Annotated in this window: 15 protein-coding genes; 5 read left to right on the top strand and 10 right to left on the bottom strand. The window is 32.7% G+C overall.

What is annotated here, in order from left to right:
* Nucleotide 1: 1 nt before the first annotated feature.
* Together uxuA and V6246_RS02290 are read right to left on the bottom strand one after the other, a co-directional pair.
* Nucleotides 2-1,177, bottom strand: a complete 1,176-nt coding sequence (gene uxuA, locus V6246_RS02295; protein ID WP_341558783.1) for a mannonate dehydratase — start codon at nt 1,175-1,177, stop codon at nt 2-4.
* A 59-nt stretch (nt 1,178-1,236) separates the two neighbouring features.
* Complete coding sequence (locus V6246_RS02290; protein ID WP_341558782.1) at nt 1,237-2,064, bottom strand: SDR family oxidoreductase; 828 nt, start codon at nt 2,062-2,064, stop codon at nt 1,237-1,239.
* Between the two features lie 180 nt (nt 2,065-2,244).
* Here V6246_RS02290 and V6246_RS02285 point away from each other — a divergent pair, with 180 nt between their 5' ends.
* Nucleotides 2,245-3,321 carry a substrate-binding domain-containing protein gene (locus V6246_RS02285; protein ID WP_341558781.1) on the top strand — a complete coding sequence of 359 codons (1,077 nt, stop codon included), beginning with the start codon at nt 2,245-2,247 and terminating at the stop codon, nt 3,319-3,321.
* 2 nt (nt 3,322-3,323) lie between these two features.
* Here the strand turns inward: V6246_RS02285 and V6246_RS02280 are convergent, their stop codons facing one another.
* Both V6246_RS02280 and mscL read right to left on the bottom strand, forming a co-directional pair.
* A complete protein-coding gene (locus V6246_RS02280) occupies nt 3,324-3,476 on the bottom strand; it encodes a hypothetical protein (protein WP_162857627.1) in 153 nt (50 codons plus the stop codon).
* A 4-nt stretch (nt 3,477-3,480) separates the two neighbouring features.
* The gene (gene mscL / locus V6246_RS02275; RefSeq protein ID WP_341558780.1) at nt 3,481-3,921 is read right to left on the bottom strand and encodes a large conductance mechanosensitive channel protein MscL; all 441 of its coding nucleotides are present in this window, start codon (nt 3,919-3,921) and stop codon (nt 3,481-3,483) included.
* A 237-nt stretch (nt 3,922-4,158) separates the two neighbouring features.
* Between mscL and V6246_RS02270 the strand changes: the two genes are divergently transcribed.
* Complete coding sequence (locus V6246_RS02270) at nt 4,159-4,758, top strand: SatD family protein (RefSeq protein ID WP_341558779.1); 600 nt, start codon at nt 4,159-4,161, stop codon at nt 4,756-4,758.
* Nucleotides 4,755-5,474 carry a DUF3307 domain-containing protein gene (locus V6246_RS02265; RefSeq protein WP_341558778.1) on the top strand — a complete coding sequence of 240 codons (720 nt, stop codon included), beginning with the start codon at nt 4,755-4,757 and terminating at the stop codon, nt 5,472-5,474. The genes V6246_RS02270 and V6246_RS02265 overlap by 4 nt, the downstream gene beginning before the upstream one ends.
* Here V6246_RS02265 and V6246_RS02260 read toward each other — a convergent pair.
* The 5 genes from V6246_RS02260 to V6246_RS02240 form a co-directional block, all read right to left on the bottom strand.
* Nucleotides 5,464-5,946: a DUF4625 domain-containing protein gene (locus V6246_RS02260; RefSeq protein ID WP_341558777.1), complete on the bottom strand. Its 483-nt coding sequence runs from the start codon at nt 5,944-5,946 to the stop codon at nt 5,464-5,466. The two genes, V6246_RS02265 and V6246_RS02260, sit on opposite strands and share 11 nt — an antisense overlap.
* A 56-nt stretch (nt 5,947-6,002) precedes the next feature.
* Nucleotides 6,003-6,791 carry a DUF4625 domain-containing protein gene (locus V6246_RS02255; RefSeq protein WP_341558776.1) on the bottom strand — a complete coding sequence of 263 codons (789 nt, stop codon included), beginning with the start codon at nt 6,789-6,791 and terminating at the stop codon, nt 6,003-6,005.
* A gap of 32 nt (nt 6,792-6,823) precedes the next feature.
* Nucleotides 6,824-9,145 (bottom strand): TonB-dependent receptor, encoded by a 2,322-nt coding sequence (locus tag V6246_RS02250; RefSeq protein ID WP_341558775.1) that lies wholly within the window; start codon nt 9,143-9,145, stop codon nt 6,824-6,826.
* 240 nt (nt 9,146-9,385) lie between these two features.
* Nucleotides 9,386-9,694 carry a hypothetical protein gene (locus V6246_RS02245; protein WP_341558774.1) on the bottom strand — a complete coding sequence of 103 codons (309 nt, stop codon included), beginning with the start codon at nt 9,692-9,694 and terminating at the stop codon, nt 9,386-9,388.
* Nucleotides 9,695-9,741: 47 nt separating this feature from the next.
* On the bottom strand, nt 9,742-10,128 hold the full coding sequence (locus V6246_RS02240; RefSeq protein ID WP_341558773.1) for a MerC domain-containing protein: 387 nt from the start codon (nt 10,126-10,128) through the stop codon (nt 9,742-9,744).
* A gap of 181 nt (nt 10,129-10,309) precedes the next feature.
* Between V6246_RS02240 and V6246_RS02235 the strand changes: the two genes are divergently transcribed.
* Nucleotides 10,310-10,684: a Fur family transcriptional regulator gene (locus V6246_RS02235; protein ID WP_341558772.1), complete on the top strand. Its 375-nt coding sequence runs from the start codon at nt 10,310-10,312 to the stop codon at nt 10,682-10,684.
* Nucleotides 10,685-10,789: 105 nt separating this feature from the next.
* On the opposite strand, the gene V6246_RS02230 is transcribed toward V6246_RS02235, so the two are convergent.
* Nucleotides 10,790-11,629, bottom strand: a complete 840-nt coding sequence (locus tag V6246_RS02230; protein WP_341558771.1) for an oxidoreductase — start codon at nt 11,627-11,629, stop codon at nt 10,790-10,792.
* A 383-nt stretch (nt 11,630-12,012) separates the two neighbouring features.
* Between V6246_RS02230 and V6246_RS02225 the strand changes: the two genes are divergently transcribed.
* Nucleotides 12,013-12,876, top strand: a complete 864-nt coding sequence (locus tag V6246_RS02225) for a bestrophin family protein (RefSeq protein ID WP_341558770.1) — start codon at nt 12,013-12,015, stop codon at nt 12,874-12,876.
* The last annotated feature ends 4 nt before the right edge of the window (nt 12,877-12,880 follow it).

Here is a 12,880-nt window from a genome sequence, read left to right as displayed (position 1 = left end):
ATTATATGCTTTTCGAAATTCCAAACTCCAATCCTCTCAACTCTGCTAAACCACGCAATCTTCCAATTCCAGAATAACCTGGGTTTGTTTTCTTATGTAAATCATCTAACATTTGGTGTCCATGATCAGGACGTACAGGAATTAAAGCATCTTTCATACCTGCAGCTTTACGGCGTCTTTCTTCTAAAACAACCGCTTTCACTACGCTATACATATCAACATCACCTTCTAAGTGGTTGGCCTCGTAAAAGTTTCCTTTTTCATCACGTTGTGTACTTCTAAAGTGTAAAAAGTGTACACGATCGGCAAAACGCTCGAATATTTGAACCAAATCATTATCTGCTCGAACACCTAAAGAACCTGTACAGAATGTAATTCCGTTAGATCTATCTGGTACTTGCGCAAATAAATAAGCATAATCTTCCTCTGTACTCACAACTCTAGGTAAACCCAAAATAGCGTAAGGTGGATCGTCTGGATGAATGCACATTAACACCTCATTTTGTGAAGCTACAGGAATAATTTCTTTTAAAAATGCTGCTAAGTTTTCTCTTAATTTTTGCGCATCAATATCAGCATAAGTATCTAATATCGTTTGAAACTGCTCTAAGGTATACCCTTCTTCTGCTCCTGGTAAGCCTGCAATAATATTATTAATTAATTGCGTTTTATTTTCTTCGGAAAGGTTTTCGGCATAAACTTTAGCTTCGGCTTGTAATTCTGAAGAGTAATCGTTTTCTGCACCCGGACGTTTTAATAAAAACAACTCGAAAGCAGCAAAAGCAACCACATCAAATCGAAGGGCTTTAGAACCATCTTCAACTTCAAATCCTAAATCGGTACGTGTCCAATCTAAAACAGGCATAAAATTATAACATACAATATGGATACCACAAGTTGCTAAGTTTTTAATGCTGGTTTTATAATTTTCAATATAGTCTTGAAAATTTCCTGAACGTGTTTTAATCGTTTCGTGTACAGGTACACTTTCTACAACACTCCAAGTAAGACCCGTTTTTTCAATAGTATCTTTTCTTTTTTGAATTTCTTCTACAGTCCACACTTGTCCGTTAGGAATATGGTGTAATGCAGAAACAATACCTGTTGCTCCTGCTTGTTTTATATCGGATAACGATACGGGATCATTTGGCCCGTACCAACGCCATGTTTGTTCCATAATTTTTAATATTTTATTATAAACTTACAAGATTAACACCTTGCAGAATTTTGATTTATTTAAACACCACTATAAGCGCTAAAACCACCATCGATAGGGATTACTACACCTGTTACAAATGATGCGCCTTCGCCACATAACCATAAAGTTGTACCTACTAAATCTTCTGGCTCACCAAATTTACCCATTGGTGTTTGATCTATAATTTGATTACCACGTGGTGTTAAACTACCATCGCTTTCGGTAAGTAAACTTCTATTCTGATCGGTTAAAAAGAAACCTGGTGCTAATGCATTTACACGAATTCCAACTTTAGAAAAGTGTACCGCTAACCATTGTGTAAAGTTTGATACAGCAGCTTTTGCTCCACTATATGCAGGTATTTTAGTTAAAGGTGTAAAAGCATTCATAGACGAAATATTTAAAATACTACATCCTTTTTTGCCTACCATATCTTTAGCAAAAACTTGAGTTGGTAATAAAGTACCTAAAAAGTTTAAATCGAATACAAACTTAATACCTGTAGGATCTAAATCGAAAAAAGTTTTAAAGCCTTCTGCTTTATTTTCTAAATCTGCTTCAGCAAAATGAGGATTAGAAGTTGTCCCTAATGGATGATTCCCTCCTGCTCCGTTTATCAAAATATCGCAAGCACCTAATTTAGCATTCACAATATCTTTAGCTTCTTGCAACGATTCTTTTTCTAAAACATTGGCAGCAACACCAATTGCTACACCGCCAGCGGCATTAATTTCGTTTGCAATAATATCTGCGGCTTCTTTACGTAAATCTAGAACGGCAATTTTATGACCTTCTTTTGCTAATGCTTTGGCTAATGCGCCACAAATAACGCCTCCTGCTCCTGTTAAAACAATTACTTTACTCATAGTTTTGATAGTTGAATTTTTCTTTAATTTCGCGTTTTCGTGTACGCACACACAAATGTAACGAAAAAAAATAGTGTGCGCACACAAAAAATAAAAAATATTAACTAAATTGCTTGACATTAAAGTTATACATTTCAGTTTCTAATTGCTTCGTATAAAGTTAAACGTGACCTATTTAAGATGATTACAATAAAAGATATAGCAAAAGAAGCCCAAGTTTCTGAAGGCACCGTAGATCGCGTTATCCACAATCGCGGTGGTGTGTCTAAAAAAACAGAAGTAAAGATTAGAGAAATTCTAGATCGGCATAACTTTAGTGTAAATCCTATTGCGAGTGCGCTTGCCATGAAAAACAAGCATACTATTGCAACGTTAATGCCTAAACATAATGCTGATGATTTATTTTGGAAATCGCCACATATGGGTGTTTTAAAAGCTGCCGATGATTTAAAAACGTTTGGTATTCAGGTTAATAATTTCCTGTTTAATCAATATGATGCACACTCCTACTTCGAGACTTTTAAAACTTTATTAGAATCGGAACCTACGGCAGTAATTATGGTGCCAAACTTTTCGAAAGAAACGAAAAAAATAGTAGCACTTTTAGAAGATAAAAATATTCCTTATTTGTTTTTAAACATTGATATTGATGGATTTAAAAACATGGCTTTTGTTGGTCAAGACTCTTACAATGCTGGATATATTGCTGGAAAATTAATGCATTTTAGTAGTCCGAATGCTGAAACTTTTTTAATTCTACAAGCACGACATAACATATTAAAAAACAACGCGGTATCGAACCGAATAAAAGGTTTTAATGATTATTTCTTAAAAAACAATGTAAGTTCTAAAAGCCAAACATTAAAGTTGGAAAGCTTAGATAACACGGTAGAAACTAAAGAAAAAATAAATAGTTATTTAATAGAAAACCCTGAAATTAAAGGCATTTTTGTGCCTTCGAGTAGAATTTACATTATTGTAGATTGTATTGAAAATAAAACTTTAGAAAATATTAAACTGATTGGTTTTGATAATACGCCGCAAAACATAGAATGCCTATTAAACGATTCTGTGTCTTTTTTAATATCTCAAAAACCATTCGATCAAGGCTATGAAGCCGTGCGTATATTAACCGATTATTTGGTTCAGAATAAAGCACCAAATTCTAAAACATTTTTACCTATCGATATTCTTATAAAAGAAAATGTAAAATATAACGAACGTAGTGAATATATGTTTGAAAGTGAGCAGAGTTAAAACTAACTCTTCTCCTCTTTCGAACGTTTTATAATTTCCTTTAATCGCTCTTTTCTTAAAGCAATTTCGGCTTTTTTCTTATTCTTCTTTTGATCCATTAACCTAGAATGCTTTGCTTTGTTTTTCGTGTTTTTATCACGCCCTGTTTTTCCCATAATACTACTTAGATTTCAGTAATTTATTTTGCTCTTCCATTAAATCGGTAAGGCGTGCTAATAATTCAATGTCTTTAGGTGTTGTAACCGTTTTATCTTCAGAATCTTGTGCTTTATTTCTCAATCTATTCATAAACTTTACCACGATAAAGATAGTAAAACCAATAATTAAAAAATCGATTAAAGCTTCACCTAACGCACCATAACCAATAGCAACCTCATCGGTTAAAATTTTTCCGGAAGCATCGAGAACAGCATCTTTAAGGATAAGGCGCTGATCTTTAAAGTTAACACCGCTAGTTAATAAAGTTAATGGAGGCAAAATTACTTTTTTCGCTAAAACATCGATTACCTTGTTAAAAGCAGCACCAATTATAATACCGACTGCCATATCCATCATATTACCTTTTACAGCAAACTCTTTAAATTCTTTAAATAACTTCATACCCATATTAAATTTTTATGCAAAGATATTAGTTTGAATTTTTAATTTTCCTCGCTTTTAGAATTAAAGCAGAGAAATAGTAGTTAATTACGATATATTTCAAATTATAACCTAAAACAGTTATAAATATAAATATTACCATATTAAGGAATAAAATTAAATATTCTATTTTAAAGGAATATATTTTGAAGTAAACAAGAAAAGTAATACATTTGATAAAGAAGCTTATAATAAAACATGACTAGCATAATAACCGGAGATATTATTAACTCGAAATCGAGCGAACCAAAAAAATGGTTAGACGCCCTTAAGGAGGTTTTAAACCAATATGGAAGCCAACCTAAACAATGGGATGTTTTTAGAGGTGATAGTTTTCAGTTAGAAACTCCACCCGAAGAGGCTTTGAAAGCTGCTATTTTAATAAAATTGAGTATTAAACAATTTAAAAATATTGATGTTAGAATTGCCATAGGTATCGGGGAGAAAACCTATACATCGGACAAAATAACAGAATCTAACGGCACCGCTTTTATAAACTCAGGAGAATGTTTTGATGATTTAAAAAAAACAACTCTAGCCATTAAATCGCCTTTTAAACAGTTTGATTTACAAACCAATATTATGTTCGAATTGGCTTTATTGACCATAAACAGCTGGACTACAACCTCAGCAAAACTTATAAAAACGGCTCTAGAAAACCCAGAACTTACTCAAGTAGAGCTTGCCAACCATTTTGAAACCACACAAAGTAATATTAGTAAAGGCCTTAAACGTGGTGGTTTCGACGAAATTTCTAAACTATTAAACTACTATAACGCACAAGTAAAAACACTATGATTATACTTTTTATAAAACTCATACTTGCTCATTTTATAGGTGATTTTCTATTGCAACCTCAAAAATGGGTTACACATAAAGAATCTAAAAAGCATAAGTCTAAATATCTATATTATCATATTTTAGTACATTTTGCCGCTTTACTTGTGGTGCTTCAATTTAACTTTGAGTATTGGCTGGCGTTTGTGTCAATTATATTATCTCACTACATTATAGATCTTATTAAGCTAAGGCTGAAAACAAAATCTAACGGACGCCTGTTATTTGGTTTAGATCAATTAGCACATTTAATAGTGATAGCTATTATTGTTAGTATTTATCAACCGTACGAGCTAAACATAAACTCACTTTACAATCCTAAATTCTTATTATTTATCACTGCGCTTTTAGGTGTTACCGTGGTTTCATCTATCATTATGAAAACTGTAATTTCTAAATGGTATTTTAAAGAAAACAACAGTAATCTATCTTTAGAAAACGCAGGTGCTTTTATTGGTATTCTTGAGCGTTTGTTTGTATTTGCATTAATTATTACACAACATTGGGAAGGTATTGGTTTTATAATTGCAGCAAAATCGGTGTTGCGCTTTAGCGATTTATCTAAAGCTAAAGACCGTAAGCTTACCGAATACATCTTAATAGGAACTCTGCTGAGCTTCGGTTTAGCTGTTATTTTTGGGGTGACTTACGAGTATGTATTATCGCTTATTCAATAATTTTAATATCTATAGACGTTCTAGCTTGCCAACCTGTTAAATCTGTTACCGAGTAAGCGCAGTGATAATCGCCTGTATCAATATCATCAGGGATGGTTAAAATAATATTTATTTCATAAGAAGTTAAACCTTCTTCTATAGTAAAATTTTCGACGTAGATAAATGGATTAACCGCTGTTTTCACATCTCCCAAATCGCATGTTTCTTCTTGGTCGTCGTGCGTATGGTGATCAAAATTATGATGAATATCCAAACTATAAGCAGCCAAGGCTAAATTATCGGTGACCATTGCTTTAAACGTATAGGTTTCGCCTTTTACAAGTTCTGTGCAGGCCTGTGGAAACCCTTCGGTGTAATTAATACTTATTGTTGGTTTTTCTTCATCTTTATTAGCACTATCATCTCCGGAGCAGGATGCTAATATTAAAACAAACAATATGCTTAGGTAATTATATTTTGATATAAATTTCATTTTATTGGTTTTAAAAACCGCATAGCACCATGAGCTGCTATGCGGAATAATTGTATTTATTCTACTGTAATATCTATATGAGATTCGTATGTTTTTGTGTTTCCTTCTTCATCTTCAACAACAAAGCTTAAATGATATTCTCCAGCTGGTGCTGTAGCAGGAACATCAAAATGCTCATGGAATTCTATTTCAGTTTCTTCATGGTAACCATCTAAAAACTCTTCTTCATAATCCCATTCTACTTCACCTTCACCTACAGTAACGCCATGAGCATGAAAATCAACTGTAATATTATGAATGCCGTTTACTGCATTAATCATAAATTCTACATGAAAATCATTACCTCGTACCACTGTAGAATCGATAGACGCCTCACTTATGGTGATACTATCTAAAATTTGAAGATCACCTTCAATCTCTGTGCTATTACCTTGCTCATCAACAACCGTTAATTCTACATGATATTCTCCAACAGGGATATTATTTGGTATATCTACATGCTCATGAAATGTAGGATTGATCACTAAATAATTAGCATCTGTAAATACTTGTTCAAAATCCCAATCTACCTCATCCTCACCTGGAGTTAAATCGTGAGCATGAATAGAAAGCGTAATACTACTTACTACGGCTTCGGCAGAAATAACAGCTTCTAGATGAATATCTGAACCTTTATAAGCTACTAAATCTGTAGAATGTGTAGAACCTTCGCCATACTCAAAACCAGAGATCACAGGAGCGTCTAGTGTTTCAGTATCATCGCTACTACACGAGTTTAATAGGAGTCCGAAAATAGCTGTAACGGCTAATACTTTAAAATTTGTTTTCATAATTGTTGTTTTCATTTGTTTGTTTTTAATAATTAATTTGAATTTATTTAAAAAGGTATTGTTAAAGAGAGTGATATATTCCTGCCCGCCTCAGGCACATCGATTAACCTATAGAAACTGGTGTGGTCGAAATACTTTGTGTGGAATACATTATTTAATTTTAATCGCATTTCTATAGGAAGGCTATTTTTAGAGCTGTTTAGTTTAGAAACAAAAGCCATGTTTAAAACCTGATAGCCGGCTGTTACTTGTTCTGGTGGTACAATTTCGTTTTGAGCTCCTGCTACTTTTAATTCGGCACTTAATTGCGGACTATTAAAAAACAGCAAATCTTTAAATTGATAATTAGCCGAAAGCCTACCAGATAATGGTGGAGAAAAAGGCAGTGTAAAATTCTTTTTGGGTCCGCTAGTTTGTCTAGAGTACACATATTCCGCAGAAACATTTAGCGTTACATTTTTTAGCACCGTACTACTTGCGCTTAACTCACCACCAACCCTAAAAACCTTAGCTTGTGTATACTCGTAAATTTGTAACGTTTCGTAATAACTAGACGTTGGGTTTAAATAGATATAGTTATCGAAAAAGTTAACAAAAGGACTTAGAGCCACACTAAACTTATTAGCATTATAATCTACCTCCATATCTAATTGATAGGATGCTTCGGGATCTAAATCCAGATTCCCTTTTTCGTAACGATACATATGATAATTAACCCCATCTGAAGCCAACTCATTAGATAGAGGCATTCTAAAACTCTTTCCTATATTAATTTTATACGTTGTTTTATTACGTAAATAACTAAGACCTAAAGAAGCACTTGTACTTCCAAAATTCAAGGTTTTATCCTGAGACCTCTGCAGATAAATATTAGAGGTTGTATTATCGTCATTATTTCGAGTAGACGGATACCAATCAAAATAAGAGTGCGTATCTACAACACCAAAATCATATCGAATACCAGCTTGTAGATGTAAGTTTTTATTAATTTCAAATTGATCGTAACCAAAAGCACCAACAGTAAAACGAGTATATTCTGGAATTAAAAAACCCCAACCGCCAATATCGTTATCTTGATATTCCATATTCACCCCCAGAACCACATCATGCTTAGCATTAGGTTTAAAAACATCTTTAACATTTAAAGTGTACGTGTTTTTATTAAAAGCACGCTCTTTACTATCTGGTGGTGTTGGCATATAGCCATGTGGTATAGGCTCGGAGTGTTCTTCTCTATTATTATTTTGGTAACCTAAATCTAAATGGAATGTATGGTTCCCTAAATCTAACGATGTATTATTTGTAATTTTAAAATGATTCACCTTGTGGTATGGTAAATCGACATCTCTACTAGAACTATCATAATCTATACTAGAAGTTCTAACTTCTAAGCCGTGAGCATTAGCAAAAAAACCGTTTTTAGCATTCACGTTACTAAATGATGTTTCCGTAGTAAACCCCTCTGAAGTATACCCTATATTAAAACTAGCATTAGCCTCTATACCTGCGGTATTTCTTAAATGATTGTCATGTAATTCAAAAATGTAATTTTCGTAATTAATTTTATCTGTAGGCACTTTGTAATCGCCATAATCTCTTAATGTTAAACGACTACGATAAAACCAATTTTCCTTTCTCGCCTTTACGCCTACCGATATACCTAGTAAATCATTATTGCTTTCACCTAAAAGATTAACCTCGCCATTAAAGGAGTTTATAGCAGGTATTTTATTAGGCTTTATATCTACAACACCCGCAATAGCATCGGCCCCATATACTAAAGATGCCGGACCTTTAATTATCTGTATATTCTCTATACCATATTGATCTATTTCTAAACCATGATCATTTCCCCATTGTTGTGCCTCGTGTTTTATTCCATTTTGCACTACCGCTACCCTATTAAACCCTAAACCTCGAATTACTGGTTTAGATTGCCCAGAACCAATATTAATGGTACTTACTCCAGGGATTTTACTTAAGGTCTGCATTAGACTGTTTTCCCGGTTTTGATTTAAAAATTCTTTGGATACCTTATAAGAAATTGTTGAAGACTCCTTGTCTCTCCTTTTACTAGTCTTTCCATTAACCTCAACAGCATCTAAATTTGTTACAGCTTCATCTAAAGCCACATAAATAAGATCCATATTACGCCATACGTGTACATTAATAGTTTTAGGCGCATAGCCTATATGAGACACATTTAAAACGTAATTACCATTGGTAATGTTTTTTATTATGAATGAACCTTTTGATGATGAAACCGAAAAAAAACCGTCTCCGATAATATTGACACCTTCAATAGGTTGTAAAGTTTTTGCATTTACTACCAAACCTTTTATAATTAAAGAATCTTGGGTAAATGCCATGGCGTATAGACTAAAACATAGCCAAATACTTAATGTTTTGTAAAACATATTAATGTTATAAGATTGAAAAAATAGCCCTTGAGAGCGAGCGAAAACCAAACCTAAACATGGAATTTATTAAGACAACATGGCTTATCTAAAACCTCATTATAAAAAAATGAAGTTTTACATATATGCCATAAGGGTTATATAAACCCTTAGGCATAATGTTGCTATTAAAAAATTAAACGAAATAGGGTATTATAACAAAAATGGTGGAGGTCTGGAAAAAAGCTGATCTTTAGAAGACGAGCTTGCCAGTATAAATTTATAATTCTGACTAATTTCTTTAGGAAGAAGATATTCAATATCATCTAAAGAAAAAGGAGAAAAAACAGGAGTAAGTAGAGGTGTTAAGTTATTGGTTATCGCGTGATCGCATATGTTACAATGTACAGCATGATCATCATCGTCAGCATGAGACAATACATGAAACCCTGCCATTTTCATTGAGAAGAAAATAACAAGTAAAAAATAAGTAATACTATTTTTTATGCGATTTGTTTTCATTAATTTATAATAACACTATAATTAAACTAGATTTCTGAAACGTATTTTTAATGTTTATGATTTTCTTTTGTTTGTAACAACTTCCAATTAAAATAATGCGCTAACGATACTAGAGAAGCTCCTGCAACGGTATTGCTAACTTCCCAAAATTCATTTAAATCTAGCCTGCCCAATAAAATGAATGAAAAACCTAATAAAGCATAAAGCAACGGTTTTAATTTAAAATGTGTTTTTTTATAACTCGGCCAAAGGGAGACTAAAACAAACACAATACCAAAAGCTATAAAGGTCCACTCTATTACGGGGTTTCCTAGAAAATGTAAACTACCCAATGATGAAAATGAAAGTATCAGTGGTATTGTAGCACAATGAACCGCACAAATTAACGAACTAGAAAAAGCAATAATATCTACAGTGTTATTTTTAATTTTCATCTAAAATTTATAAAACATGTTATTTAACTAGTAAGTAAACGCGCTATTTGTTAACTTTCTCTCATTATTTCGACAACTTAAATGCAATGTTGTCGCATTAATTGGTTTTGCAAATATATTATGTTTTTATAATATTGCAACATAATCGCAATAAATTATTGCAAATAAATCGCATTAATAAATGAAAAGAAGAAATACACCAACAAAAGAGGCTGTTTTGGAGGTTTTAACAAAAACCGGAAAAGCGATGAGTCAGGATGCGATTGAACAAGAAATAGATATTGATATCAATAGAGCGACCATTTATCGCGTTTTAAATAGATTTTGTGATGATGGCGTTTTGCATAAAATTGTTGCCGAAGATGGTAAACAATATTTTGCATCGTACAATAAAGTCGGTGAACAAGAAATAGCAAAGAATCATCTTCACTTTAAATGTTTAATCTGTGAGACTATAGAATGCTTGCATGCCGAAGTTAATTTCTCTATCCCGAAGGCATACATTGTTCAGGATGTTAATTGTGTTTTAACTGGTACTTGTAAAAACTGTTCTTAATGTGGGTTTAGCAAAAATAAAGTCTTTCCTTCTAACAAAACATTACCCAATAAAAAAACCGCCCATTAGGCGGTTTTTACTTTATATAAAATTGGTTATATCAACCTATTCGAAATCACATGCTTTACCTAAGTGTTCAAATTTAGCTAATTCTTCTATTAATCCGTTATTCACTTTTCCGAAAACTTCATAAGCGATTTTACCTAAAGGTAAATGCACAGGAGCCTCTTCTAACTGAGCCAATTTATAAATAGCATCTGCCGCTTTTTCTGGATCTCCAGGTTGGTTTCCACTTAAACCTTGCAAACCTCTTATACGTTCACCAACAGTACTTTCGTAATCTTCGATTTTAGTATTATCATAAGCTGCAGAACTTCCAGCCCATTCTGTTCTAAATGGTCCAGGTTCAACGTTTGTTACTTTAATATTAAGTGGCTTTAATTCTGCCGCTAAAGCTTCACCAATACCTTCTAAAGCAAATTTAGAACCATTGTAAATCCCTAAACCTTGAGAACCTACACGTCCTGCGATAGAAGTTATGTTTATAATATGTCCAGAACGTTGCTTACGCATTTGTGGTAAAACCGCTCTAATAGTCGTTAAAACGCCAAAAACGTTTACTTCAAACTGTCTTCTAACTTCTTCATCAGAAATCTCTTCAACACTTCCCATAATACCATAACCGGCATTATTTACAACCACATCAATTTTCCCGAATTTATCATAAATGGTTTTAATACCATCAACAATCATTTGTGAAGAAGCAACATCTATAAGTACACCAAAAGAATTCCCTGGGTTTTCATTGTTAAACGCCTCTACTTGGTCTTGTTTTCTAAAAGTTCCTACCACAATTTGTCCTTGTGATAACACCTCTTTAGCTAACTGTTTACCTAATCCTGATGATACACCAGTAATAAACCATACTTTTTTGTCTGTACTCATTTTTGTTTTGCTTATATTCTGTAAAAGAAATTGTTTTTTTGCAAAACTACTAAAAAATTATTTAGTAGTTTAAGTTTTATTGATATCGAATTTCCCTCTCTACCACAGCGCCCCTATCGACCTAAACTATTGTAATAAATAACTTTTTAAGATAAAAACCATTCACATTAGCGACACCTCCTAGAACTGCTATTTAATTATTCTAAATACTTTTAGTATTAAACTATAAAAGCATCCAAATTTAGTAAGTAACATTAGTAAAACACATGCTTATGAAAACAGAAAATATTTAAATCATAAAAAATAGATTTTAATTAATTTGAAGTAATACATGTAAAATATGTTATAATTTTGCCTTCAAAACATAACAAGCGCATTTACCTATGGTACAATACAACCCAAAAGATTGGATTACCTTTATTTTTAGATTTCATAAATCGGATACATTTAGAAAGCTTTTCCCTTTAATGATTTTTATTGGAATTTACACCTATGGAGTTGGCTATATGGAACTTGAATACTGGAAACTTTCAGAAAAAAGTCATTTATCAAACATTACCGTAATGCACGGTATGTTGGGTTTTGTTATTTCCTTGTTGTTGGTTTTTAGAACAAATACTGCCTACGACCGCTGGTGGGAAGGCAGAAAACTATGGGGAGCACTCGTTAATAACAGCCGAAATTTAGCCATAAAACTGCATGTTATTTTAAAAGAAGAACATGATAGGAGCTATTTTAAAAAGTTAATACCTAGTTATGCATCCATTTTAGTAAAACATTTAAACAATCAAGAAACGAGTTTACAACTTTTTGATCATGACGATTTAAAAATAGATCAACACAAACACCACCCGAACCAAGTCGCTAAAATGATTTTCCAAAAAGTGCACGATTTACATGAACAGAAGAAAATTACAGGCGATCAACTTATTATTTTAAATGCCGAAATTCAATCGTTTACTGATATTTGCGGTGCATGCGAACGTATTAAAAACACACCAATTCCGTATTCATACAGTGCCTTTATTAAAAAATTTATATTTTTCTACATCATGACTTTACCTTTTGGCTATGTGTTTAGCCTAGGATATTATGCAGTACCTGTGGTGGTTTTTGTTTTTTATGTATTGGCGAGTTTAGAATTAATTGCAGAAGAAATAGAAGACCCTTTTGGCTTTGATTCCAACGATTTACCTATTGACAAAATAGCAGCAAATATTAAAAAACATGTGGAGGAGATATTTTAGCAAG

Origin of the sequence: Algibacter sp. TI.3.09 (assembly GCF_038154905.1) — a bacterium.
Taxonomy (GTDB): domain Bacteria; phylum Bacteroidota; class Bacteroidia; order Flavobacteriales; family Flavobacteriaceae; genus Algibacter.
Note: the sequence above shows the minus strand (reverse complement) of the source record. Positions and strands in the feature narration are given on the sequence as shown.